This is a genomic window from Natronotalea proteinilytica, from assembly GCF_055379935.1.
The window spans coordinates 2,467,061-2,491,476 of the sequence record NZ_AP043947.1; the positions used below are offsets into that span (position 1 = coordinate 2,467,061).

Annotated in this window: 25 protein-coding genes; 20 read left to right on the forward strand and 5 right to left on the reverse strand. The window is 57.6% G+C overall.

Annotated elements, in window-relative coordinates:
- Positions 1 to 87 precede the first annotated feature (87 nt).
- Positions 88 to 366: a hypothetical protein gene (locus ACZ5AL_RS09920; protein WP_464510211.1), complete on the forward strand. Its 279-nt coding sequence runs from the start codon at positions 88 to 90 to the stop codon at positions 364 to 366.
- Positions 367 to 816: 450 nt separating this feature from the next.
- Here ACZ5AL_RS09920 and ACZ5AL_RS09925 read toward each other — a convergent pair whose 3' ends face one another.
- Positions 817 to 1,203: an ApaG domain-containing protein gene (locus tag ACZ5AL_RS09925; RefSeq protein WP_464510212.1), complete on the reverse strand. Its 387-nt coding sequence runs from the start codon at positions 1,201 to 1,203 to the stop codon at positions 817 to 819.
- 243 nt (positions 1,204 to 1,446) lie between these two features.
- Between ACZ5AL_RS09925 and ACZ5AL_RS09930 the strand changes: the two genes are divergently transcribed.
- The 3 genes from ACZ5AL_RS09930 to ACZ5AL_RS09940 all read left to right on the forward strand — a co-directional run bounded on the left by ACZ5AL_RS09930 (position 1,447) and on the right by ACZ5AL_RS09940 (position 5,112).
- Positions 1,447 to 3,375 (forward strand): 2-oxoacid:acceptor oxidoreductase subunit alpha, encoded by a 1,929-nt coding sequence (locus ACZ5AL_RS09930; RefSeq protein ID WP_464510213.1) that lies wholly within the window; start codon positions 1,447 to 1,449, stop codon positions 3,373 to 3,375.
- Between the two features lie 44 nt (positions 3,376 to 3,419).
- Positions 3,420 to 4,550: a 2-oxoacid:ferredoxin oxidoreductase subunit beta gene (locus tag ACZ5AL_RS09935; protein ID WP_464510214.1), complete on the forward strand. Its 1,131-nt coding sequence runs from the start codon at positions 3,420 to 3,422 to the stop codon at positions 4,548 to 4,550.
- Positions 4,551 to 4,680: 130 nt separating this feature from the next.
- Positions 4,681 to 5,112: a DoxX family protein gene (locus ACZ5AL_RS09940; RefSeq protein WP_464510215.1), complete on the forward strand. Its 432-nt coding sequence runs from the start codon at positions 4,681 to 4,683 to the stop codon at positions 5,110 to 5,112.
- 17 nt (positions 5,113 to 5,129) lie between these two features.
- On the opposite strand, the gene ACZ5AL_RS09945 is transcribed toward ACZ5AL_RS09940, so the two are convergent.
- Positions 5,130 to 6,032: a hypothetical protein gene (locus ACZ5AL_RS09945; protein ID WP_464510216.1), complete on the reverse strand. Its 903-nt coding sequence runs from the start codon at positions 6,030 to 6,032 to the stop codon at positions 5,130 to 5,132.
- A 160-nt stretch (positions 6,033 to 6,192) separates the two neighbouring features.
- Here ACZ5AL_RS09945 and ACZ5AL_RS09950 point away from each other — a divergent pair, with 160 nt between their 5' ends.
- The 4 genes from ACZ5AL_RS09950 to accD all read left to right on the forward strand — a co-directional run bounded on the left by ACZ5AL_RS09950 (position 6,193) and on the right by accD (position 9,860).
- On the forward strand, positions 6,193 to 7,722 hold the full coding sequence (locus ACZ5AL_RS09950) for an aminotransferase class V-fold PLP-dependent enzyme (RefSeq protein ID WP_464510217.1): 1,530 nt from the start codon (positions 6,193 to 6,195) through the stop codon (positions 7,720 to 7,722).
- Positions 7,723 to 7,768: 46 nt separating this feature from the next.
- Entirely contained in the window at positions 7,769 to 8,158 is a 390-nt protein-coding gene (locus ACZ5AL_RS09955) for a gamma-glutamylcyclotransferase family protein (RefSeq protein ID WP_464510218.1), read from the forward strand.
- A 40-nt stretch (positions 8,159 to 8,198) separates the two neighbouring features.
- Positions 8,199 to 8,906 carry a tRNA (adenosine(37)-N6)-threonylcarbamoyltransferase complex dimerization subunit type 1 TsaB gene (gene tsaB, locus ACZ5AL_RS09960; RefSeq protein WP_464510219.1) on the forward strand — a complete coding sequence of 236 codons (708 nt, stop codon included), beginning with the start codon at positions 8,199 to 8,201 and terminating at the stop codon, positions 8,904 to 8,906.
- 99 nt (positions 8,907 to 9,005) lie between these two features.
- Positions 9,006 to 9,860 carry an acetyl-CoA carboxylase, carboxyltransferase subunit beta gene (gene accD / locus ACZ5AL_RS09965; RefSeq protein ID WP_464510220.1) on the forward strand — a complete coding sequence of 285 codons (855 nt, stop codon included), beginning with the start codon at positions 9,006 to 9,008 and terminating at the stop codon, positions 9,858 to 9,860.
- A gap of 183 nt (positions 9,861 to 10,043) precedes the next feature.
- On the opposite strand, the gene ACZ5AL_RS09970 is transcribed toward accD, so the two are convergent.
- Positions 10,044 to 10,289 carry a hypothetical protein gene (locus tag ACZ5AL_RS09970; RefSeq protein ID WP_464510221.1) on the reverse strand — a complete coding sequence of 82 codons (246 nt, stop codon included), beginning with the start codon at positions 10,287 to 10,289 and terminating at the stop codon, positions 10,044 to 10,046.
- 125 nt (positions 10,290 to 10,414) lie between these two features.
- On the opposite strand from ACZ5AL_RS09970, the gene queF reads away from it, so the two are divergent.
- Positions 10,415 to 10,927, forward strand: coding sequence for a preQ(1) synthase (gene queF, locus ACZ5AL_RS09975; protein WP_464510222.1), 513 nt, complete (start codon positions 10,415 to 10,417; stop codon positions 10,925 to 10,927).
- Positions 10,928 to 11,046: 119 nt separating this feature from the next.
- Here queF and ACZ5AL_RS09980 read toward each other — a convergent pair whose 3' ends face one another.
- A complete protein-coding gene (locus tag ACZ5AL_RS09980; RefSeq protein ID WP_464510223.1) occupies positions 11,047 to 11,703 on the reverse strand; it encodes an energy transducer TonB in 657 nt (218 codons plus the stop codon).
- 330 nt (positions 11,704 to 12,033) lie between these two features.
- Here ACZ5AL_RS09980 and ACZ5AL_RS09985 point away from each other — a divergent pair, with 330 nt between their 5' ends.
- The gene (locus ACZ5AL_RS09985; RefSeq protein WP_464510224.1) at positions 12,034 to 13,269 is read left to right on the forward strand and encodes a GTPase family protein; all 1,236 of its coding nucleotides are present in this window, start codon (positions 12,034 to 12,036) and stop codon (positions 13,267 to 13,269) included.
- 27 nt (positions 13,270 to 13,296) lie between these two features.
- Here ACZ5AL_RS09985 and ACZ5AL_RS09990 read toward each other — a convergent pair whose 3' ends face one another.
- Positions 13,297 to 14,016 carry a lysostaphin resistance A-like protein gene (locus ACZ5AL_RS09990; RefSeq protein ID WP_464510225.1) on the reverse strand — a complete coding sequence of 240 codons (720 nt, stop codon included), beginning with the start codon at positions 14,014 to 14,016 and terminating at the stop codon, positions 13,297 to 13,299.
- A gap of 447 nt (positions 14,017 to 14,463) precedes the next feature.
- On the opposite strand from ACZ5AL_RS09990, the gene ACZ5AL_RS09995 reads away from it, so the two are divergent.
- The 10 genes from ACZ5AL_RS09995 (at position 14,464) to ACZ5AL_RS10040 (ending at position 24,362) form a co-directional block, all read left to right on the forward strand.
- Positions 14,464 to 15,036: a fasciclin domain-containing protein gene (locus tag ACZ5AL_RS09995; protein WP_464510226.1), complete on the forward strand. Its 573-nt coding sequence runs from the start codon at positions 14,464 to 14,466 to the stop codon at positions 15,034 to 15,036.
- Positions 15,037 to 15,311: 275 nt separating this feature from the next.
- The gene (locus ACZ5AL_RS10000) at positions 15,312 to 16,061 is read left to right on the forward strand and encodes an SDR family NAD(P)-dependent oxidoreductase (protein WP_464510227.1); all 750 of its coding nucleotides are present in this window, start codon (positions 15,312 to 15,314) and stop codon (positions 16,059 to 16,061) included.
- 62 nt (positions 16,062 to 16,123) lie between these two features.
- Positions 16,124 to 17,662 (forward strand): cryptochrome/photolyase family protein, encoded by a 1,539-nt coding sequence (locus ACZ5AL_RS10005; RefSeq protein WP_464510228.1) that lies wholly within the window; start codon positions 16,124 to 16,126, stop codon positions 17,660 to 17,662.
- 96 nt (positions 17,663 to 17,758) lie between these two features.
- Positions 17,759 to 19,210: a cryptochrome/photolyase family protein gene (locus ACZ5AL_RS10010; RefSeq protein WP_464510229.1), complete on the forward strand. Its 1,452-nt coding sequence runs from the start codon at positions 17,759 to 17,761 to the stop codon at positions 19,208 to 19,210.
- Between the two features lie 73 nt (positions 19,211 to 19,283).
- Positions 19,284 to 20,675, forward strand: a complete 1,392-nt coding sequence (locus ACZ5AL_RS10015; RefSeq protein WP_464510230.1) for a TIGR01777 family oxidoreductase — start codon at positions 19,284 to 19,286, stop codon at positions 20,673 to 20,675.
- Between the two features lie 153 nt (positions 20,676 to 20,828).
- Entirely contained in the window at positions 20,829 to 22,100 is a 1,272-nt protein-coding gene (locus ACZ5AL_RS10020) for an NAD(P)/FAD-dependent oxidoreductase (protein ID WP_464510231.1), read from the forward strand.
- Between the two features lie 16 nt (positions 22,101 to 22,116).
- Complete coding sequence (locus ACZ5AL_RS10025) at positions 22,117 to 22,575, forward strand: hypothetical protein (RefSeq protein ID WP_464510232.1); 459 nt, start codon at positions 22,117 to 22,119, stop codon at positions 22,573 to 22,575.
- Positions 22,576 to 22,604: 29 nt separating this feature from the next.
- The gene (locus tag ACZ5AL_RS10030) at positions 22,605 to 22,895 is read left to right on the forward strand and encodes a DUF427 domain-containing protein (protein ID WP_464510233.1); all 291 of its coding nucleotides are present in this window, start codon (positions 22,605 to 22,607) and stop codon (positions 22,893 to 22,895) included.
- Between the two features lie 78 nt (positions 22,896 to 22,973).
- Positions 22,974 to 23,627 (forward strand): Uma2 family endonuclease, encoded by a 654-nt coding sequence (locus tag ACZ5AL_RS10035; protein WP_464510234.1) that lies wholly within the window; start codon positions 22,974 to 22,976, stop codon positions 23,625 to 23,627.
- Between the two features lie 39 nt (positions 23,628 to 23,666).
- The gene (locus ACZ5AL_RS10040) at positions 23,667 to 24,362 is read left to right on the forward strand and encodes a 7-carboxy-7-deazaguanine synthase QueE (RefSeq protein ID WP_464510235.1); all 696 of its coding nucleotides are present in this window, start codon (positions 23,667 to 23,669) and stop codon (positions 24,360 to 24,362) included.
- Positions 24,363 to 24,416: the final 54 nt, after the last annotated feature.

The following is a 24,416-nucleotide window of genomic DNA, read 5'->3' on the forward strand; positions in this document are numbered from 1 at the left end:
GACACATTGAATAGGAACGTGATTTTGAGCCGACAGGTAGAGACACATCCTTGCGCACTCTACTCATATGCATCCTCTACGTTAGTTATGGATCCGGATATCCCGTTGAATAAGCACCTAAAGCAAGCGATTAACCACCTAGAGAAGGTGCTGAACTACGCGCCCATGGTGGCTGAAGAGCGCGACGCCACCGTGCATCTTACCCCACAAGACTGGCACGTGGTGGCCGACGCGCTGTTCAAGATGGATACGCCCGACAATGCGCTGCCCGATGAAATTGAAGATTACGGTCTCACCGATCAGAACGAAGTGATTACGCTTACGACCGCCGACTACGACATCCGGGTGGAAATGGTCGCTGCCTAGTACCCTGTCACAGGTCAATCTTCGGGTAACGCATGTACCTCTAACGTACCGAGCCCCCTTTGAACTCTCGTCGCGATGCTCCGCGTCGCGACGAAATGCGGACGCTCTGCGTCCTTCTGTTTCCGCGTGTTCTCTCTGAAGGAGAACGGGGTGGTTGCTTTGTGCGCGGTGTCAGATGGGTGGACGGAGGGTGTTGAGATCCCTCCGCCGGGGGCGTCGGGATGACAGCGAGAGAAGGAAGGCTGCTCGCTCGCCCAGAGCCTGCTGAGCACCGAGGAGATGTTTCGACGCGCTTCGGGCCCTGAGGGGCCCTTCGCTTGCTCAACATGACAGAACATTTGGGTTGAGATGCTTCAACGCAAGTCCACTCCATACCCTATCATTCAGGTGTGACAGAGCACTGGTGCTTAGGAGGCGGTATTCTGCATCTGCAGAGCGGTTGTCACGCCATCAATTTGCTGCGGCATGCAATGGGAACGAGGGAAGCATGATGCGAAAGCGTTGCCCATTAGGACGTTGTGCCACGTAGTTTCCCTCAACCACCGCGTCAAAGTCGTGAAGCGTGCAGCGCTCATCGAGCACATGCTTTTCGCCCGCGGGTACAATCGGGCGCTTTTCAAGTGTTTCGCCGCTTCCCGCAGCATCATGCAGGCGTCCGTCGCCCTCGCGAATTGTAAAGCGGCGCCGGATGAGCAAAAGGTCGTCTGGGCCCTGGTTGTATAGGTGCACCGCATAACTAAATGCGAACTCCATATCTAAAAGGTTCGACGCTTCATCTAAGTAGATGGGCCATACACGAGCCGTTACGTCTTGACTGGTAGCGCTATACACGATCATGAGGGGTACAACAACACGGTGAGATAAAAACGCGTGGGTAGAATGCTACATGCAATAATTTGGCCAACACATGCCTTGTTGTTACGCATGTGTTACGAGGTGTTCTCGTTAGCGAGCCGTTGCAGAGGAAAAAGTGGGCCACAACCAATTTTCACGAGCGGCATCCAAGACATCTTGAACTGCCTAATCCGCAAGACGTATTTTTAGACGGATTATTTCTACTATCCTAACAGTGCGGAACGCATGAGTGTCTCCCCCACCTCCGATGCGCCGGACGATGCATCGGTTCGATCTATTCCTGAAGCAACGGTGCTGTTTGCGGGCGATTCAGGCGACGGTATGCAGCTTGCCGGATCGCAGTTTACGCTGGCCTCGGCGTATGCGCGCAATGATGTGGCTACACTTCCAGATTATCCTGCTGAAATACGAGCGCCTGCCGGTACTACGTACGGCGTGAGCGGTTTTCAGCTGCACTTTGGCGCTGTGGATATCCGCACGCCCGGCGACAAGGTCGACCTGCTCGTTGCCATGAATGCGGCTGCGCTTAAAGTGCACCTGCAGCGGGTACGACCGGGCGGATCGGTGCTCGTAAATACAGATGCGTTCACCCAGCGTGACCTGGAGCTTGCCGATTGGGCCGATGCAGATCCCCTTAACGATGGGACACTCGATGGATATCAGGTCATTGAAGTACCACTTACAACAATCACACATGATGCCTTGAGCGGCACCGATCTGACGAAAAAACAGATAGACCGCTCTAAAAACATGTTCGCACTTGGCCTCACCCTGTGGATGTACTCACGTCCATTAGAGCCCGCCCGCAACTGGATTCGCACTAAGTTTGAGGATCGCCCGGCCATTCAAGAAGCGAACCTTACGGTGCTGGATAAGGGGGCCCACTACGCGGAAACGATTGAGGCCATCGGCACGCGGTACACGGTCGACCCGGCGGCCATGGCCCCCGGTACATACCGAGCCGTGCGAGGAGCGCAAGCACTTGCACTCGGGCTCGTTGCTGCCGCCGACCGCAGTGGTCGGTCGGTCTTCTACGGGTCGTATCCGATTACTCCCGCGTCTGACATTTTGCACGAGGTTAGCAAGCATAAGCAGTTTAACGTAGCCACGTTTCAGGCCGAGGACGAGATTGCTGCAGCTGGCACAGCTATTGGCGCCAGCTTTGGCGGTTCTATCGGCGTATGTGCAACCAGTGGTCCCGGAATCGCTCTCAAGACAGAGGCCATTGGCTTCGCCGTTATGACGGAGCTGCCCCTTGTGGTCATCAACATGCAGCGGGGAGGGCCATCGACCGGGCTTCCTACAAAACCGGAGCAGGGCGATTTGCTCCAGGCTGTGTATGGACGTAATGGGGAAGCGCCGCTTCCGGTCATCGCTCCCACGTCTCCCGGCGATTGCTTTTATGCCGCGTATGAAGCGTGCCGCATTGCTACAACATACATGACGCCCGTCATGCTCCTGGCAGATGGCTACCTGGGCAATGGATCGGAGGCCTGGCGCATCCCGCAGGTAGACGAACTGCCTCCGTTTGAGGCCACACAGGCTACGGAGCCGACCGACCGCACCATGACCACAGACGATGATGGCAATCCGCAGTTTTTGCCCTATGTGCGCAATAACGACACGCTGGCACGTCCCTGGGCGGTGCCGGGCACGCCCAAGCTAGAGCATCGATTGGGCGGGCTTGAGAAAGAGCACGAAACCGGCAATGTATCCTACGACCCCGAGAACCACGAGCGCATGGTTAAGCTGCGCGCCCAAAAGGTGCAGCGCGTTACTCAAGTGATGCCCCCCACACCCGTGCAGGGACCGCGCAGTGGACCGCTCCTTGTGCTGGGCTGGGGATCTACCAAAGGAGCTATCGTAGAAGCGGTAACTCGATGTCGATCTGAAGGCACCTCTGTTAGCGCCGCCCACCTGCGCTATGTGTGGCCGCTGCCCGCCGATCTGGAGGCGATTGTCGACGGATTTGGTCGGGTGCTGGTGCCTGAGTTAAACAATGGGCAATTGATTCGACTGCTCCGCGACGCCTATCCCGACACCACGTTCGTTCCTCTCAACAAGATTCAGGGACGCCCCTTCCGGGTTGAGGAAATCTGCACCGGGATTCATGACGTACTGGATGTGGCCCCCACTGCCGCCGCACCTGCATAGTTTGTACTCTCGTACCCCTCTTTTAATCCAACTGCTGCTGCTCTATGTCAGATGCCAACAAGACCACAAAACCTGCCGGACCGCCCGGGTCTAAGAAGCCGGCTGGCCCACCTACTTCAAAAGCGTCCGATGGGCCTTCTCTGCCACCCGGGTACAGTGGTGATGGCGGGGGGGCGTCATTGACTCGTAAAGACTTTGCGACCGACCAAGACGTGCGCTGGTGTCCCGGCTGCGGCGATTATGCGATTCTGGCGACGATACAACGCTTACTACCCGAGCTCGATGTGCCCAAAGAAAATTTTGTGTTTATCAGTGGGATCGGCTGTTCAGGGCGGTTCCCGTACTATATGGATACGTACGGCATGCACACCTTGCACGGGCGAGCGCCCACGTTTGCCACCGGGCTGAAGTGTGCCAATCCGGAGCTAGACGTGTGGATTGTAACCGGGGATGGCGATGCGCTCTCCATTGGCGGCAATCACTTTATCCACCTGTGCCGACGCAATCTGGATACGCAGGTGTTGCTCTTCAATAACGAGATTTACGGCCTGACTAAGGGGCAGTACAGTCCCACCTCCGAAGTTGGCAAGGTGACGAAAAGCACCCCACACGGCTCGCTTGATCGTCCATTTAATCCGGTTGCAGTGGCTCTGGGGGCCGATGCATCGTTTGTGGCCCGCACCATGGATCGCGATCCAAAGCATATGAAACGCACGATGAAAGCGGCCCATGGGCATGGCGGAACGGCCTTTGTGGAGATCTACCAGAACTGCAATATCTTCAACGACGGAGCGTTCTTCGAATTCACGGATCGCGATACCAAGCCTGAGCGAGCGATCTTTGTAGAGGATGGTACTCCCCTCACATTCAATGATGGCGATCAGGGCCTCCGTGTAGAAGGCCTCCAGCTTGAGGTGATTGATCTTACCACCGACCGGTGGTCCGTTGAAGACTGTCTGGTATATGATACCAGCAACCGAGAAATGGCACACCTGATTGGACGGATGTTTGATCAGCCTGATTTTCCGCGTCCATTTGGTGTGCTATATCAAACGGACCGCCCAACGTATGAAGCTCAACTCCATGAGCAGATGAACGCTGTCCGGACGGAGAAGGGAGAAGGCAATTTGCAGGCCCTGTTGCAATCGGGGGATACGTGGACGATTGAAGGGTAGCCGGTCGTGCTTGGCACCCACCGTAACAATGCCGAAAAAAGATGGTGCTACCCAGAAGTAAGGTTGTGCATACCAAACATGCTAACTATACTATGGCGAATTGTCTTTTGCAACCTCTCCCCACGTATTCATGCTTATAAACTTACCGAGCCGTCTTCGCGAGTTTGCACTGTTTGTGCTTCGTGTTGTCGCCGGATTCTACATGTTCATCGGACATGGATGGGGCAAGATTACCGCAGGTCCTGAACGTTGGACGGAACTGGGTGGCACCATGGAGCTCATCGGAATTAGCTTCCTTCCAGTGGTTTGGGGGTTCCTGGCAGCGATCGGGGAGTCCGTTGCCGCGTTGTTCGTCGCGTTCGGATTTTTGACGCGCACTGCGGCGCTTTTCACCATGGGTACTATGGGCATGGCTGCCACGATGCATGTAATGACCGGTGATGGATGGGTTGGCGCTGGCAGTGCCGAGATGGCTCTCCTTTACCTGCTGATCTTTGCGACCATCTTTTTGGCAGGCCCTGGCAAATATAGCATTGACCACCGCATGAAACGTCGCCGATAGCAGGGGCTCGACGCCGTTTAAAACAGCACTGCAGAGAGGGTAACGCCAAAGCGCCACGACGTTACGTCGCGTGTCGCATCTTGAGCGCGGGGCCACGAGTCAACATTGCGAAAGGCCCCGCTGATGCGCCACCCTACAAACGTGCCTACAGAAAACACGGAATATACGTTGACATGAGAGGTCAACGCAAGGTCATGGCGGCTGTTATCGCCGTACGATCCAGAAGATGTTAGATTGGCGTATCCAAACAGCCCAACCCCCAGATCGACACGAGGGCCTTCGTACCAGAACTGCGCGCTGTAGTGAGAAAACAAGTCTTGGTCAACACGTGGTAGGCTGGGTTCAAAAGCACGTACCGTGGAGTGGGCATACGAGCCGCCAGCACGTAAATGCACAGTGACGACCTCTTGGGGGGGGCGATCCATAAGCGTGAGCCGGGTATTGAACGATCCCGTAAGCTGTCCCCCTTCCGGCAGAAAAGCGCCGTAGCGTCCTACCTCAGCATGCTGGCCGAATACCGATACCGGGTCATCCTCGGCCAATGGAAGACGCCCTCCTATTTCGATCATCACCGGCGTGAGGCGCGGTGTAAATGCCAGCCCCACATAGGGATTTCCTACCTGGGTGGTGGATCCAAACTCAGAGGCGTTGATATGGGACACAGGAATCTCAGTCACAAATTGAGTACCGGCTGTAAGGGGTACCATGCCCGTAAAGAAGTAGCCTGCAGAAAGCCCGTCTATATCTTTCATATCTGGACGTACAACTTCTACACCGACTTGGGCAGCTTTGTAAGGAGAAAGCCACAGGCCCTGAGCGTCAGCAGACGGCGGTGTGCTAACGAAGGCCAGCATCAGTACGGTAATGGCAGCCCCCGCTAATGCGGAACGGCGAACAAAAGAAAGCACGGCACTGGTCATGCGCAGAATCAAATTGCATAGATTGGGATGAGTCGCTGCTTGCAATAGAACACATCCGAAAAGCGGATGCAAACTTCGCTTCCAGAGGGCTGCAAAAGTCGTTAGAACTCCATACATTGGGGTAATCCAGTGCCCGTTTCGCCTAATATCCAGCCGTGTTATGTCGCAAACGCTCGATGCGCCTACCACCTCCCCCGCTCCGCGCGCTGTTCGCATGCAGCAGTTGGAAGCGCTGCGCGATCAGTTTACTGGATGCAAAACCTGCTACCCGCGCGCTGATGGCACTACTGGCCCACGTATCTACCTGGATAGCGCGGCATCGAACCTACGCTTTGAAGGAGCAGAGGCTGTTGTGCACGAAGCCATGCAGCATTATGCCAACACGCACTCGCACCTGCACCACGGGGCCCGCATCATGACCGAGGCGTATGAGCAGGCTCATGAAACCGTGCGTCAGTTTGTAGGAGCCCCACCCTCATACACCGCCATCTTTTGTGGTACCGGCGTCACGGGCGGACTCAACCGAATGGCTCGTGTACTTGCCGCACAACGTCCGGAGCGCAGGGTAGCCATTACCACGCTCATGGAGCACCACGCGAACGATTTGCCTCATCGCAAGCACATGGATGACGTAGTGCATGTGCCGCTAGAGGTTGACCCTGATGGCAATGCCGGCCGGGTTGATATGCAGGCCCTGCGTAGCGCAATCCACGAGCATGCCGAGCGGTTGAACTATGTAGCGGTAACCGCCGCCTCGAACGTAACCGGTGTGGTGAATCCGGTTCATGAAATCGCAGCGCTTGCGCATGAAGTGGGCGCGTTGTGTGTGGTCGATGCCGCACAATCAGCAGCCCACCTGCCGCTTACTGTGAATGGGCCTGGATCCAACGATGCCCTTGATGTAATCTGCCTTAGCGGACATAAAATCTACGCACCGGGGAGCCCCGGCGTCATCGTGGCACGTAAGGAACTGTTCGACGGCCATGAGCCCGAAATGGTAGGCGGAGGCATCGTAGAGTTTGTGGATGCGCAACGGTACGAGGTCACCGACCGGCTGCCCGAGCGCGAGGAAGCGGGTACACCCAATTTACCCGGAGCGTTGCTATTAGGCGCTACGCTTCACATCCTTCAGCGTGTGGGTATGGATGTTGTGGAAGCCGATGAGCAGGCCCTCACGCAGTATGCGTTAAGCCAGCTCAATCAGATCCCCGACCTTACCATCTACGGATCGCATCGGTTGGAAGTGGCCGAACGCATAGGCGTTATCACCTTCAATCTGGATGCGCTGCCTCATGGGCTGGTGACGGCTATCTTGAACGACTACTACGGGATTGCTGTGCGCAACGAGTGCTTTTGCGCCCAGCCGTTTGTGCGTCAGCTGTTAGGTATTGCCGACGCACAAGGCGTTGCCCCCACCTCCTGTGCGGATACGTGTGGGCCGCGCGAGCAACCCGGCATGGTGCGCATTTCTTTTGGCCTCTACAACACCCGAGCCGACGTAGACGCAGCCGTTGAAGCACTTACCGATATGGTCGACCGCCCTCAATGGTATCGTGAACGCTACCGTCCGGTAGGCGACGGCAGCGGCGACTGGAGGCACACCGAGTTTGAGGTGCCGCCCACCGAGCAGTTTGACCTCCGAGGGAACACCGATCAGTGGTTAGAAACGAACACGGCTGTATCCCCATGAGACTGGGTCTGATGCGTTAGCATTCTAACTAACCACGACTCCCACTATGAACTCTTCTCCCAATCACGTAATGACATACGGATCGCTCATGCGTGCTACGGGGATGCAATCGGAATTAGGAGTCGCGAAGTATCTCGACTTTGTAGCGTCGTGCACTATAGAGGGGTGCCTATACGATTTGGGCGATTTCCCTGGTGCTGTGCCGGGCGATGGGACGGTGCATGGCGAACTGTTTCGGCTACAGGATGAGCAGGCTCTGAGCCAAATTGATCGGTACGAGGGCTATACCCCGAACCGTGCGTCCGCATCGCTGTTTGTACGACGCCCCACCTTGGCACAACCGATGGACATACGGGCCTGGGTGTATTGGTATAACGGTCCGGTACGTCAGGCGCCCGAGATTGAATCGGGGAAATGGCGTGCTGCCTCCGGGTAGATGTCCAACGTATCTGTTTTTGTTTCTTGCCATTTGCCCAATGACCTTGCTTGCTCTTGAAACGGCCGATACCACCTGTAGCGTGGCGGTATGGCACGACGGCCAGTGCCGGGCCGAAGCGCACATCCATCGAGCCCGTGTACATGCGGCTCGGCTTATGCCGCTTATGCAAGAGACCCTGGCTCACGCCGCCATAGAGCCGTGCGACGTTGAGGGGGTGGCCGTCTCTGCAGGACCAGGATCATACACTGGCCTTCGCATCGGCATGAGCACAGCCAAAGGATTTGCCATGGCGCGTGGCCTCCCGATTGTACAGGTGCCTACGCTTACCGCTGCCACCCACGCGCTTGCGCCCTGGACAGCCCCCGGAGATCTGGTAATTGCAGCCCTGGATGCTCGCCGTAACGACGTGTTTGCTGCGGTGCACGCTCGTACCGACGAAGGATGGACTGAAACCGCTGCTGCTGCACCGTACCATGTCGATGCCTTAGTTGCTGACGTGTTGCATTCTCATGAGGACGAGACGGTATGGGTGACGGCGCCGGGCGCGGATAAGGTGGCCCATGCACTCGAAGATAGAAAGATGCAAATCCGATGTGTGTCCACTGAACATCGAAGACTTTCGGCCCAGCACATTGCCGCACTGGGAGCCACGCTGTTGGCTGAGGGACTCACTGCAGATCCGCAAACTGTGGAACCGACATACTTGAAAGCGTTTCAGGGCACCCCAACCGCTAAAACGGTATAAAGCCTGGGTGTCAGAGTAGACACAACCCGTGCTGGGTTGTATACTACCTCATTGTACATCCTCCCTACGTTCCGTCCTACTCACTCACGTTGTCCCACCATGTCCTGGTTTCGCCGTAAACGAGCGGGTATTCTCACCAAGCGCGACGATCAAAACGACGTTCCAAAGGGTCAGTGGGTGAAATGCCCCAAAACTGGAGAGATCGTCAACCGTCGCGAGGTAGAAGATAACCTGTTGGTCTTTCCTGGCTCGGGGTACCACTTTGGCATGAACAGCCACCGGTATTTTGATGTGCTGTTCGATGACGATTCGTATACCCTGCACGACACCGATCTGTACTCTACCGATGTGCTCGATTTTGAGGATCGGAAACCCTACACGCAACGCTTGGAAAAGGCGCAAGAAAAAACGGGACAGAACGAAGCCGTACAGTCTGCTACCGGTCCGATTGGAGGCCACATGACCTCCATTGCTGCGATGGACTTTTCGTTCATTGGCGGGTCGATGGGATCGGTCGTTGGCGAAATCATTGCTCGTGCCATCAAGCGGGCCTACACCAATGGGTATCCACTGATTACCATTACGCAGAGCGGCGGGGCTCGCATGATGGAGGGCGCCTTGAGCCTGATGCAGATGGCGAAAACCAGCGCGCATCTTACGCGTCTCGATGAAGCGGGACTGCCATTTATATCGATCCTCACCCATCCTACGACGGGAGGGGTCACTGCGTCGTTCGCGATGCTGGGCGACTTCCACATTGCTGAGCCAGAGGCGCTCATCGGGTTTGCAGGACCGCGCGTGATCCGCGAAACGATTGGGTCGGACCTACCCGATGGATTTCAGCGCTCCGAGTTTTTGCTAGAGCACGGATTTATCGATATGGTGGTAGACCGTCGACAATTGCAGCGCCGCGTCATCAATCTGCTTGATTTGGTGATGGAAGACGACGCTTAACACACGGCGACTGGGGACTGCTGTGCAGCAGGACAAAGGATGCTTTTCGAATTGACCCAGCGTGGTCTTATAAACGAGTCATTCTGACTACAGACATGAAGCGATAGCGTCTATACCTACTGCATGAGCACGCATCGCGTGATCTTTGACGGGCGTGAAGGCTTCGCATTTGTCGGGGAAAAGTCAAAGCAACTCTCTGGAAGTGACGAATGGCGCATCGGAAACGCGCACAGTGACCGAAGACAGAGGCACCGTGGCCGAGTCGCCACACGTGGGAGACGGAGGCGTGGGGCGATCGTTGCCGGGCGGCAACCCGCCGCTTCCCGTATCTGATCTATCGGGGCCACTTTCCCGCAGACTACCCAAAACCGGAGCCAGCAAACAGGCAAGTACCAGAGCGGGTACTACAACAAAGGCGACAAACGTCATGGTAATTCTGAAGAGACGTGATACAAATCCTTCCTGTTAACATTGGATTTGCATCTCTGCTCGCCTAATTTCCGCTGCGTTCGACTTTGTTACGCGTTCATTGTTTGAGCACATTCGATTTATCTATGACCGATACGTCATCTAACAAACCGCCCTCTGAGGATGCCTCTCAAGAGGAATGGATACAAGAGGCCGTAGCCCACACGCGGGAAGCCCTTGCGTACATGGAGCAATTCGGTATTGAGCCGGAAGGGCATATCCGTCCGTTTCTGCCGCCAACCACGCGTCAAGATAATATCCACCGAATCCCTTATACGCATGAAGCCCGGCAGCAAGTGACGTATGAAACTGAGCCGGGGGAGTTTTCCGCGCGTTGCCCCTTCTCTGGGTTGCCCGACTTTGGCATCATTCGTATCGAGTATGTGCCGGGCGATTGGATTATGGAGCTCAAAAGCCTGAAGTACTATTTTGTGTCGTGGCGCGATATCGGGGCCGCCCAGGAAGATATTACGGCTATTGTGTTTGATGATATATGGCAGACGTTAGAGAATGCTGAGTATCTGGTTGTAGAGACGGTGTATAATGTGCGTGGGGGAATAAACACGACATGCACGGTTGACAGCCGCACACAGCCGTAGCCGCGGCATCAGATATCCGTGCTGAGTCAGAAAAGCGCCGCCTAGCTCTACGCTAGACGGCGCTTTCTTATTGACAGTATGTCTCGATTCCGAGAAGCTACAGGTTAGTTTAGCTCCACTTAGTTCAACTCAAACATGACAGGCAGCGACATCTGCACGCGCACCGCTCGGTCACGCTGGCGTCCGGGGGTGAACTGCATCTGGCTTACAGCGCGTATGGCCTCTTCTGAAAGCGAGTCATGGGGCGAGCTAAGCACTTGCGGATCAGTGACGTTGCCCTCCTCGTCAACAACAAATTGCACAACTACGCGGCCCTCAATGCCAGCACGGCGGGCGAAGTCGGGGTAGCTGACCTCGTCGTAGAGCGCTTGCATCCCACCAATTAGTTCAGGACTTTCCTCAACCGCGACAAAGATTTCGTCTTCTTCCTCTTCTTCATCAGGGGCAGAGGGAGGGGGGCCGGTATCTTGGGGCTCGTCAAAGTCAAGGGTGGAGTCCCAGTCGTACTCCTGGTCGTCAAGGATTTCGTCGTTGGGGACCTCAACAGGGGTAGGGGGGCGAGGAGGCGGAGGCGGTGTAACTTCCTGCTCAGTTTGCTGGATCTCTTCCATCTCAACCACATCCTGTTCTTCGAGCATCACCTCAAAGTCACCGCCTCGATCCAGGTCCACGTTAAACGCGGTGACCAAGATCAGCAGCGTAATAACCGCTCCGACTTGTATCCAAATCGGATAGAGGCGTTGAATGTCAGCTTCGGGCTTCTTGCGAGAGGGCATATTCGCGGTCCGGGGGTCTACACAAAAATCGACGATTGTAGGGGGTTGCCCTATTGAATCTTCATGCAAACGATACGAACCTGTATCCGGGATGTTTCAAATGCAAAGGCGCTCTGTATGTGTGCCGCGGAGAGGGAGAGGGAAGGAGGAAAACAGCATAAACTATAAGGGCAACGAATCGGAAACAGATCCGCAACTGTAGATAAGCGCTATACGTACGGAATTGACAACTCCGCCTCTTATCGAACTAACGCATACGGTACTATGCCAGATGCACCACGGGGTCCCCTCTTGAAAACATTGGAGCTCTTGGAGACACACCTTGACAGAGTGCCTGGACGACTCGTCGAGAAAGTGCGCGATGGTATTGAGGAGTTGCGTGCTCTCATGCTAGAGAAGCGTGCTGCACGGTTTGCATTGGTTGGGCGTCGGGGCAGCGGCAAGTCGTCGCTTATCAATGCGCTGTTTGGCGAGGAGGTGGCCACCGTGGGCCATGAGACCTCGCAAACCGGAGCCGCTCAGTGGTATACGTATGAGAGCGAGCTTGGACAACTTGAGGTGCTCGACACCCGGGGGCTGCAGGAAGGGTCGGACCCTGAAGAAACTGATGCTGCCGATACGCCCGAAGATTCAATTCGAGCTGCGGTGCACGAGACGCCGCCCGATGTGTTGCTCTTTCTTATCAAAGCCCAAGAAGTGGATGCAGCCATTGATGCAGATCTAGAGGCGCTGCAACGGATTGCGCGGGATGTACGCAAAAAGCACGGCTTTGCACCGCCCATCGTCGGTGTGCTTACGCATTGCGATCTACTAGAGCCACAGTACGTGCGTCTCGACCGGCCCGATGAGGAAGACCCAGAGGAACTCAACGAAAAGCTGGAGCGCGTAGATGCAGTCTGTGCACACCTGACACGTAAGATCGAGGCACTCGATGACCTGCACGATTCGGTGCTCCGTACAATGGGAGTTGGGCTCTACCAATCGTGGGATCGCACCGGCCAGCGCCGAGCCGATAAGCGATGGAATGTAGAGGCACTCGTAGAATACCTGCTCACACAGCTTCCCGATGAGGCCCATGTTGAGTTCGCACGACTCTCGCGGATGCAGGCGCTACAGCAAACGATAGCGAACCGACTTACGCAGAGTACGGCTGTTGTGTGCGGCGGCATTGCAGCCACGCCCGTACCCGTCGCCGACATTGCGCCCATCACAACGGCCCAAGTGCTCTTGGTGATGTCGATTGGATACGTAGGGGGGCGTCGCATGGATATGGAAACAGCGCGCGACTTTCTAGTTGCCACAGGCGTAAACGTAGGAGCCGGATTTGCTTTTCGTGAGGCCGCACGGGCGTTGGTGCAATTTGTGCCAGGCTACGGACAGGCAGTTTCGGCAGGGGTGGCTTATGCCGCTACCGTGGCGATTGGAAAGACCGCAACGCGCTACTTTATCTTTAACCAACAAGATGATTTAGAGACGCAGTTTCGAGAAGCCCATCAGCAGGCAAAAGCTGAAACCGACGATGACTCCATGGACGATTTGTTGCAAACGAATGAATCATCCGAATAAATGGTGGGGCTATCGGTTGTTTTGCATCTATGGTGCTGTGGAGGTCTGCTTCTCCGTCCAGGCAAAGTACGCAAACGCCACAAAGTCATAGAAGGCATGCACTAAAATCGGAACCGTCAGCCCGCCGGTGTACATGTACAGACCGCCAAGATAAGCGCCCATTATAGTGGCTATGAGTGCATAGGCAGGAGTGATCCAGTGGCATACGCCGAAGATAATGCTGGCAACAACCAACGCGCCCCACGGACCGATGAGTCCAATCAGTTCAGCTTGCACCACGCCTCGAAACAGCAACTCTTCCCCCACGCCTGCAGCAAGGGCTAATATCGCCATTCCTGTAAGCCCGCCATACTGCAGAATAGGACGCAGAAACGAGCGCACATGGGCTTCAATGCGTTCCATCCACGGAGCATCAACGCGCATCAGAATAAGCAGTGCGGCAACAAGCGGAAGCGTGGCGATAATACTTTCCAGCACAATGGATGCCGACCACGGCAACTCATCAAGCATGGGAAGCCCACGCCAGTACGCCCACACTACGGCTGTGACTCCTAACCCCAGTTCAAACCACAGACCTGCATGAAACAGCCCACGACCCACCTCCTCAGATGATGGGGCGTCATTCGTAGATTCAGCCTCCGTTTCAGTCTTCGAAGAAGAGGCCGAGCAGGCATCGTCGGATGTGTCGGCTGATGAAGAACGCGCCGAGGCGGACGACTCATCCGGTGAAAGGTTGTCAGCAGGCATAAAGGGAATAGACAAGCAACGGCAAGGGAAGGTGGATGCCGGCGTAGGCGCTTTTTTGGAAGATGTTTCCGCTTTCCAAAGATAGAAAGGACAATGGTTGGTGCTTCATATGGTGGGGAAAAGACCTTTCGAGCAGATCATTTAGCGCAAGGATCCGAAAACGTTACGTCCAAAAGGGGGTGATACGTAACATTCTGGCAAACCGTACCCTCTTTTGGGTAGCATTGCTCACTTCCATGCATCATATTGGGGCATAGTTGCGAATGCAACATCACCCCACGCCCGTTGCATTGTTGCGTCGTACGTGCTAAACTTACGATCGCAAAACGCATCGGGGTGCAGTCGAAGGCGCATGCTTGGCGATCTCGTTAAGCGTGCAATCAACCGCGACTGTACGTACCATGCTATATTCCCCTATATTCTGTGATTAACCACGGAGGATCATCAATGAAATTAACCCAATCCTACCTTACACGCGGGCTGTCGATGCTCGCCCTCGCCGCCTTTTTGATTATCGGACTTGCAGCGTGCAACGGTGAAACCCCTGACGCCCCGGACGATGCTGGTGAGATCGACGACGAGCCTGCGCCCACCATGGCCCAGGACTCACTGAGCATTGTAGACATCGCGATTAGCGATGCACGCTTTACAACGCTCGTTTCGGCACTCGATGCAGCTGGCCTCACGGAAACGCTCGCCGAGGACGGCCCCTTTACTGTCTTTGCGCCTACCAACGAAGCCTTCGAAGGGCTCCCCGATGGGGCACTTGACGAGTTGCTCGAAGATACCGATGAACTAGAAGCTGTTCTCCTCTACCATGTCGTTGAAGGTGAAGTCTTCTCCGACGACCTGGAAGATGGCGAACAGTCGGTAACTACCCTGCAAGGGGACGAGCTTAGCATCGACGTATCCGATGAGGGTGTAATGGTCGGAGACGCACAAGTCGTCGAAGCGGACATCGAAGCCATTAATGGCGTGGTCCACGTTATCGACGGTGTGCTGCTTCCGCCGGAAGAGTAAGCACCTGCTTGAGATTTAACTCATCAGGAAAAAGCGGGCACGACCGAGCACATGTTGCTGGGCTGAAGATAACGACACACCCGTAACATTCGGAAAACCCGTTGAAAGCCAGGCTCTCATATATTGGGAGCCTGGCTTTTTCTGTCTCTATTTCAAGAGTGTTTCTCCCGTAACAATCTGCGCATATCTGTGGCGGAAGGAATCTTTGCTTCATGCTCTAAGCTACAACATTGTGCTTTCGAAACTGCTCCTTCTCCACATTTTTGTGATTGCTTATGGCTTCTTCCGATAACGCACCCGTTTTTGTACTCATCGGGGCTACTGGAGGAATTGGCTCTGAAGTTGCACACCGTCTTGCTGCTGATGGGGCTCGTCTTGTGCTCGGAGCCCGCACCGAATCTGATCTCAACGAATTAGCCGATTCGCTCGACACGGATACCACCGTACATCCATTGGATGCTACGCAGTACGAGGCTGTGCAAGGACTTATCGACGCAGCCAAAGACGCGTACGGCGACATCGACAGCGTCATTCACACCGTAGGGTCTATTCTGCTGAAGCCTGCCCACCTGACCTCCATCGAGGAGTATCGCGAGCAGATGGCGCTGAACCTCGACTCATCGTTCTTCACAGTCAAAGCTGCATCGCGTGCGCTCATGCGCAGCGGCGGAAGTATTGTGTTGAGTTCATCAGCGGTAGGACGCATTGGTCTAAACAACCACGAAGCCATTGCTGCGGCCAAGAGCGGCATCATTGGACTCACAAAAGCGGCGGCGGCCACCTATGCCAAACGCGGCGTACGCATCAACTGTGTGGCACCTGGCCTGGTGGATACGCCGCTTGCTGCCAACATTCTCCGTACGGAGGCCGGTCGTAAGCAGTCTGAAGCCATGCACGCGCTAGGCCGTGTTGGGCAGCCCGAAGACGTCGCCGATGCCATCTGCTGGCTGGCCGATCCCAATTCCGATTGGGTCACAGGGCAAGTCATTGGCGTAGATGGCGGCCTCGGCACGCTGCGCAGTTAGGCGCACAAGGCGTAAGCGTCGGTTTTGCAGACCCATTTGATTTTCCCCTTGTATCTCTCCCCATGCGCCGCCTCCTCTTTTTTCTACGCGACCAACTGGATCGCTCCGCTGCGCTGCTTGAAACAGCGGACCCGGACCAGGATGTCTGCCTGCTCACCGAACACACGGCGCCGGATACGCCCGAGCATCGGCAGAAGCGTGTGTATGTGGTGGCGGCGCAACGTTATTTTGTAGACGACTTGCAATCCCGCGGCTTCACGGTGCAGGTGGAGCAGTGCACTGCTGCATCTGCCCGTGGGCCGTTTGCATACTTGTCTGATACCATTGCTGCAGAGTCTCCCGAGTCGGTCCACGCCACCGAACCGGGGTCCATCGAGCAGCGTCGTGAACTGCAGCGCATCTGCGACGAGGCCGGAATCTCCCTCACGCTCCATGAGGATACGCACTTCCTGTGCACACACGATACATTCACCGAGTGGGTTGACGGACGCAAATCACCTACGCTGGAGTACTTCTATCGCGAGCAACGTCGCGCCTATAATTGCCTGCTCACCGACAGCGGCGATCCCATCGGTGGCGACTGGAACTACGACAAGCAGAACCGCGAGTCGTTTGGAGCCGACGGGCCTGGTCTCTTGCCCGATCCCCCGTCGTATCGCGACGACCCATACGTACAGGAGGCCATCGCCGATGTTAGCGAAGCCTATCCCGATGCGCCCGGGCGCATCAGCGAGCCGTTCCCCTGGCCCGTTACACCTCAGCAGGCTCAGGAGGCGCTCGACCGGTTCATCGACGAGCGGCTGCCCACCTTTGGCACGCACCAAGATGCGATGTGGACCGGGCGCCCCTGGCTCTCACACTCGCAACTCTCTCCGGCGCTCAACCTGAAGCTGCTCGACCCGCGCGACGTCATCCGCGCCGCCGAAACCGCCTACCACGATGGCCACGCTCCGCTCAACGCCGTCGAAGGGTTCATCCGGCAGATTCTGGGCTGGCGCGAGTTCATCCGCGGCCTCTACTGGCACCGCGCCGACGACTGGCCCGCGATGAACGAACTCGGCGCCACCGAGCCGCTCCCCGACTTCTACTGGACCGGCAATACACAGATGGCGTGTATGCACGATTCGCTCTCGCAGGTGGTCGATCACGCCTACGGGCATCACATCCAGCGCCTCATGATCACCGGACTGTTCGGGCTCCTCTACGGCATCAATCCGCAGGAGCTCAACGACTGGCATGAAGCGTTTTACATCGACGCCTGGCCCTGGGTGTCGGTCCCCAACATGCTCGGGATGTCGCAGTATGCCGATGGCGGCTACGTGGGCACTAAGCCCTACACGGCCTCGGGTAAGTACGTAAACCGCATGAGCAACTACTGCCCCGGCTGCCGCTATAACCCCAACGAAGCCACCGGCGAAGATGCCTGCCCCTTCACAACGCTCTACTGGGATTTCCTGGATCGCCACAAAGATACGCTCAGCGGCAATCGGCGCATGAACTTTCAGTTGGCCAACGTGCGGCGCAAGGAGGATGCGGAGCGGAGCGCCATTTCCGAGCGCGCCGACGACATCCGCACGCAGGTGCACAACGGCACGCTGTAACGTGCACACAACCGTCACTGCCCTGCTGCCTGTCGACCGCGCCCAGCAGGGTCTCTTCTGTTTAGTACCACCCACCAACCGAACACGCCTCTCGATATGTCCGACGTTTCCTTGGTCTGGCTCCGCCACGACCTGCGCCTGCGCGACAACCCCGCCCTCCACGCTGCCGCCCGGCAAGGAGCGGTCGTTCCCGTATTTGTGTGGGATCCCGATGGCGAAGCGCCCTGGCAGCCCGGCGGCGCGCATCGGTGGTGGCTACACGAATCCCTGCAGTCGCTGCAATCCGACCTGCAGGAAGCCGGCTCACGGCTCATTCTGCGCACCGGCCCCGCTAAAGACGCGCTGCTCGACTGCGCCGAAGCCGTCGGCGCTACACACCTGCACTGGAACCGGCGCTACGAGCCCACGCTGGCTGCACAGGCCAACACCGTTGCCGAAACCCTGCGCAACACCGGCTGCCGCCCCGTATCCCACGAAACCCAGCTGCTGCACGACCCCGAGGGCGTCGAAACAACCAGTGGCGGACCGTACCACGTCTACACGCCCTTCTGGAACAAGGTGACCGGGCACAACCTGCTGCGCACCGATGCTCCGCCGCTTGGCGCGCCCGACCTGTCGGACACCGCGCCCGACGCCTGGCCCAACAGCGTGTCTGTGCAGGATATGCACCTGCATCCCAAAGAGCACGACGGCGTGGATTGGACCGGCGGGCTCAGCAAGATGTGGACGCCCGGCGAGGCGGCGGCACACGAGCGTCTGCAGTACACGCTCGACCACGTCATCGCCGACTACGAGACCGAGCGCGACCGCCCCGACCACGACGGCACCTCGCGGCTCTCGCCGTATCTGCACCACGGCGAACTGAGTCCGCTGCAGGTGTGGCACGCCGTTACCGACTGGGCGGATGCCAACGATGCCCACGACGCCGCCGAGCCCTACCTGCAGGAGCTGGTGTGGCGCGAGTTTGCGTACCACATGGTGCATCACTACCCCACGATCCCCGACGAAACCTACCGCGACAAGTTCAAAGACTTCGCCTGGACCGACGACGAGGAAGCACTGCAGCGCTGGCAGCACGGGCAGACCGGCTACCCGATCGTGGATGCCGGGATGCGTCAGCTCTACGAAACAGGATGGATGCACAACCGCGTGCGCATGATCGTGGGCTCGTTTCTTACGAAAGACCTGCTCATCCACTGGTACCATGGTGAGCGCTGGTTCTGGGACTGCCTGGTCGATGGCAACCTCGCCAACAACTCGATGGGCTGGCAGTGGTCCGCTGGCTCCGGCGCCGATGCGCAGCCGTTCTTCCGCATCTTCAACCCGGTGTCGCAGGGCGAGCGCCACGACCCAAACGGCGACTACGTGCGCGAGTGGATCCCCGAGCTACGCAACCTGCCCACGAGCGACATCCACGCCCCGTGGGAAGCTTCTGCACGTACGCTGCGGAAGGCCGGCATCACGCTGGGTGAAACCTACCCCAAACCCATCGTAGATCATAGCGAGGCTCGCGATGCCGCGATGGAGGCGTACGACGAGGTGCGATAGGCAAATCCTTAGAGACGAAGCATGCTGCGTCTCTGCTGTGTTAACAACCAATCCTCCCAATCATTGCCAGTATATGCCCACCCTTCGCTTCCCCTCGGTACTCGACGTTTCTGCACAGGCGCTCTACGACTGGCATGCGCGTCCGGGTGCCTTCCAGCGGCTCACGCCGCCCTGGGCTCCGGTCCAGCTGGCCGCATTCGAAGGCATCGGAAATGGCGAGCGGGCGGTGATTCGGCTCGGCTATGAGCCGCTGGCGCTTACCTGGGTCGCCGAACACCACGGGCACCAGCCAGGCCGCCAGTTCTGTGATCGGCAGGTACGGGGCCCCTTCAAGCGGTGGAACCACCAGCATCGCTTTGAGCCGATTAGTAGCACGCGCAGTCGCCTGGTTGACGACATAGAGTACGAGCTGCCGCTCGCGCCCATCAGCACCGTGCTGGCACCGTATGTGGCCGAGCCCGAGTTGCGCCGTCAGTTTGCTTATCGCCACCGCATCACTCGGCACGACCTTGCGGTGCACAGCCGATACGACACCGATCCGCTGCACATCGCGGTAAGTGGCAGCTCTGGACTTGTGGGGCGTTCCCTCGTAGCGTTTCTGCGCACAGGTGGGCATACGGTACATCGGCTGGTGCGTCGGCCTACAGAGACGCCGGACGAAATCGAGTGGAATCCAACCGCCGGTCGCGTAGATGCCAGTGCGCTCAACGGCGTTGACGCGATCGTGCATCTGGCTGGAGAAAACGTGTTCGCGCCCCGCTGGACCGACGCCAAGAAGGCGCGCATCTTCGATAGCCGTGCCCGGGGCACGCGCCTGCTGGCCGATGCCCTCGCTTCGCTCGATGATCCGCCCAGCGCGTTTATATCAGCCTCGGCCGTTGGCGCATACGGCGACCGTGGCGACACGCCTGTCACCGAGGCCGACGCGCCGCGCACCACCGACTTCCTGGGCGAGGTCTGCGCCGCGTGGGAGGCCGCCACGGCACCGGCTGAGGCGGCAGGGATCCGTACGGTGCATCTGCGCATCGGTGTTGTGCTCTCTGCCAGTGGAGGCGCGCTGCAGGTGCTGGCGCCGCTCGTGCAGGCTGGACTCGGCGGCACGCCGGGGCGGGGCAATGCGTTTGTGCCCTGGATCGCACTCGATGACCTGCTGGGCACCATCCACCACACGCTGTACAGCGACACGCTCCGTGGACCGGTAAATGCCACCGCGCCCGAGCCGGTACGGCTACGCACCCTTGTCGACACACTCGGTACGATCTTCCGTAGACCCACGCCGTGGCGCATCCCCCAAGCCCTGATTCGCGCCGTAAGCGGAGAGGCTGCCGACGCGATGGCACTCAAGAGCATTCGTGCGCATCCGCAGCGGCTTGTAGAAGACGACTTTACCTGGACCTATCCGGATCTGGAGGCAGGACTTCGTCATACGCTGGGCCGTACAAACGCGCCCCACCGTATGGATTGATCCTCGGAGATCACGAACGGATCTCACTGACCTGTGACGTACGCACGTGCGTTCCTATACAATTACAAACGACTCCGATCTGCAGGACACTACAGTCGTACAGCATACTTGTTGAACAAAGCACGTTTCTCTGTCACTAGTCTTTAATGTACAGTGTCTACCTCTTCTATAACCATTGTTGGCGCGGGGCTGTCGGGGCTTACGTGTGCCCGCCATCTGCATCGGGCTGGCGTTCCGTTCACGCTCATCGACGCGGCAGATGCAGTAGGAGGACGTGTGCGCACCGATACCGTAGAGGGGTTTACGCTAGATCGTGGATTTCAGGTGTTGCTTACCGCCTACCCGGAATGCCAGTCTCACCTCGACTATGATGCGCTTGACCTGCAACCTTTCTACGATGGCGCGCTAGTGCGTACCCACGGGCGGTTCCATCGCATTGCCGACCCGTTTCGGCGTCCGTTTGATGCGCCACGCACGCTCTTCGCGCCTGTAGGCACGCTGGCCGACAAGCTGCGCGTAGCCCGTATGCGCAGTGCACTCACGAAAAACACGCTCAGCGAGATCTTCGACCGCCCCGAACAAACCACCCACGAAGCGTTGTCGACACGTTGGGGCTTTTCTGATTTAATGATCGACCGGTTTTTCCGATCGTTCTTCGGCGGCGTCTTTTTTGAGACGGATCTCGACACCTCCAGCCGTACGTTCGAGTTCTTGTTCAAAATGTTTGCGGAGGGCGACACGGTCGTCCCTGCTGCTGGCATGGAGGCCATTCCCAAACAACTGGCTGCACCACTCCCGAAGGAGGCTTTGCAACTCAACACCCGTGTAGCTGATGTGGACCCCGACGGAACGATCCGCTTGGATGATGGCACCACCCGGTCGTCTGAGCAGGTCGTGATTGCAACCAATGCGGCAACGGCCCACCGGCTGTTGCACGACGATGCCATTCCCACGAAGCAGCGGGCTACGGTGTGTTTGTACTACCATGCGCCTGAGCCGCCTGTAGACGATCCCACGCTCATGTTGAATGGCGATTTGGATGGTCTGCTCAACAACGTAGCGGTTATGTCGGAGGTCGCCCCCTCCTATGCCCCCGACGGAGAAGCATTGATTTCGGCGGTCGTCGTTGGAAATCCCACCGAATGCGATAAGGCGCTGGAACGCACGGTGCGACGCGAACTCATCGACTGGTTTGGACTCGAAGCAGGAGGGTGGACGCACCTGCGCACGTACCGTATCCCCCACGCGCTTCCCGATCAGCGTCCGCCGTTTGTGCAGGACACCACCGAGGCGGTACGCCACCATCCGAATGTGTACGTGTGTGGCGATTATCTGCGCACGGCCTCGATTAACGATGCCATGGGCACCGGACGGCTGGCGGCAGAGGCCGTCCTGGCCGATCGCACCACGCCTACCGCCGCATAAGCGAAGCCGCCGCACAATGGATACGTTCACACATCCACAAACCATTGTACTGGTGCATGTGGCCTCCACCTGGATGATGGTCGGTGTGATTTGGGTCATGCAATTGGTGCATTATCCGCTGTTTGCATACGTGGGGGCCGATACGTACAGCACCTACCAAACACTGCACATGAACCGGATCACATGGATTGTGCTGCCGGTTATGGCCATCGAGTTGGTAACGGCCATCGCACTTGTCGCGGGCTACGTGCCTGCGGTCTCACCTGGGCTGGCCTGGGGCGGAGCCGGACTGCTGGCGCTCGTCTGGATTCTGACGGGCCTGGTGTATGCCCCGCTTCACGGAGCGCTGTCGAGTGGATTTGACCCGCAGATTCATCGCTGGCTTGTCACCTCCAACTGGGCACGCACGCTGGCGTGGTCGGTTCGTGGAGCGCTGGTGCTGTGGATGCTAAAGCAAACCTTCGCCTCCTCCTGATTTTTTCCTAACCAAGACCTTCCCTCACCATGCAAGCTATCTGGAATAACACCGTCATTGCCAAGAGCGACGATACCGTCGTGGTGGAAGGCAACCATTACTTTCCGCCGGGTTCGGTCAACACCGATCATGTGACCGCAAGCACGCACCAAACCACCTGTCCATGGAAGGGCAAGGCGCACTACTACGATGTGGTGGTTGGAGGCGAGCGCAACGAGAACGCCGCGTGGTACTATCCGGAACCGAAAGAGAAAGCCTCCCACATTAAGGATCATGTGGCTTTCTGGAACGGCGTAGAAGTTACCGAAGCAACAGAATAACGCCACCGTGGTACGTGTTCTGTCTGCCTTTGTAGACCTGTGCACCAACCGGCTCTTTACCTAATCCGCGAAACGGTTATGCCCGATGTCGTTGATCAGCCCACAGAACGTGCTACATCGCGTACGATCCGTCCGGTGCTGCCATACGAGCGCATGCAGATTCACTTTGAGCATCCGCCTTCGGATGCTGAGTTTGCTGCGCTCTGTAAGGAAAACGAAAATATCCGCATCGAACAAAATCCCAACGGATCCCTCGTCATCATGAGTCCAACCGGTGGCCTTTCTGGAGCTCGCAACACGCGCATCACCCGCTACCTGGACCAGTGGGCCGAGGAAGATGGCACTGGCATTGCCTTCGATTCCAGCACGATGTTTCGCCTCCCAAATGACGCGCATCGTATGCCTGATGCAGCCTGGGTGCAGCGCGAGCGGTACCTTGCTCTTACCGAGGAAGAGCGTGCGGGATTTGTGCCACTGGCCCCCGACTTTGTGATTGAACTGCGCTCGCCGACCGATCCGTTGGATGTGCTCAAAACCAAGATGAATGAATACATGCGGACGGGCGTCCGTCTAAGCTGGCTCATTGACCCCGAGACAAAGACGGTCACGATGTATGCGGCCAATCAGCCGCCAGAGACACTGGATGCACCCAGTCAGGTGGCGGCCGATTCTGTCGTCACTGGCTTCGCTCTGCCGATGAAGCGCATCTGGGATCCATTGGATGCGGCGTAACCCAGCCGCTGTTCTGCCACTCTCACCCGTCACGTATTCATGGCGTACCGTGTCAAACACATATTTCGCACCGTGCAAGGCGAAGGCCACTGGATGGGTCGCCCGGCGGTGTTTGTGCGTTTTGTAGGCTGTAACGTATGGAGCGGATACGAAGCCGATCGGGAGCGCGACGCTGCCCGCTCAGGCGCTAAGTGTCCGCTCTGGTGCGATACCGATTTCACCAAAGAAGGAAGTGCTACCTACACGGCCACGGAGCTTGTGCAGGCGATGCGCACGGAAGGCGGCCCGATCGATTTTTGCGTCCTTACCGGTGGCGAGCCTCTTTTACAGGCGGATGCGAATCTCATTCAGGCTTTGCACGCTGCCGGCTATTTTGTGGCCGTAGAGACCAACGGCACGCAGTCTATTGCCGATCACTTTACTGCGGAAGACGACACGACGCATCCCCCCGACTGGGTGGTGTGTAGCCCGAAACATCCCGAAGACGATCTGGTGCTGGAGTGGTTTGACGAGCTGAAGGTGGTCGTGCCTGATTATCCGCCAGCTGCCTATCAGCGGTTTGCGACGCGAGCGCGTCCGCATACGCTGGCAGGTCATGATGCCCCGCTGCTTTGGGTGCAGCCCGAAGACGGCCCGCGCTTGGAGCAGGCCCAAGAGCAAGCGGTTGCCTGGGCCCTCGACCACCCTGAATGGCGCGTCAGCACGCAGACGCACAAAGTGCTGGGTGTGGCGTAGTGCTGTGGGCACATCTGGATGTTGGAAGTAGTCAAGCTTTGCTCCTTCCAAAAA